The sequence below is a fragment of the Shewanella sp. Isolate7 genome, from assembly GCF_022398425.1.
In the GTDB taxonomy this organism is placed as follows: Bacteria; Pseudomonadota; Gammaproteobacteria; order Enterobacterales; family Shewanellaceae; genus Shewanella.
Genome location: NZ_JAKEVJ010000207.1, coordinates 1 through 557, shown reverse-complemented (window position 1 = coordinate 557; position 557 = coordinate 1). Strand labels below are relative to the sequence as shown.

Sequence of the window (557 nt, the reverse complement as noted above, 5' to 3'; positions counted from 1 at the left end):
AGATTGAATAGTGGCATGAGCATACGCAAAGAAGCATATTTCAATGGTATTAGTATAGCGACCATTACTAGATGGAAACRCAATGGCATTGAACATAAGCAACGAGCTACCTGTTTAGGTGTTACCGCTTCAGCAATCGGTTATGCGTTGARAAGACTAAATCTTTCCTTAAAAAAAGACATGTAGCYACCCAAAACAAGATTTTGTCCAAAGATACRCCTATCATTTGGYACTACACYRCTATCRAAAAATSAATTAYCAATTTGTTTATATTGATGAAAGTRGTTTTTTACAAACAGTACATCGTYCYAAAGGCTATGCTTTGRTTGGGCAACGATGTTATGACGTCTATAACTGGCAAATGCCTAAACTCAATAAAAAGAGTGTGTTAATCATGGATAATGCGTGTTTTCATATAGGGCAAGAAATCAAGCAGTTAATTTTGCAAAGTGGACACAAGTTACTGTATTTACCTGTATATAGTCCTGATTTAAATCCAATTGAATATTTTTGGGCTTACGCTAAAAACATTCGACGCAGGTACATGATTTCTGATA

General features: G+C 35.0%; 1 protein-coding gene. It reads left to right on the top strand.

Translation table 11 applies throughout. The features are described 5' to 3' along the window. On the top strand, positions 1 to 186 hold a 186-nt coding region (locus L1D47_RS21050), incomplete at its 5' end, for a hypothetical protein (protein WP_239886650.1). Positions 187 to 557 lie beyond the last annotated feature (371 nt).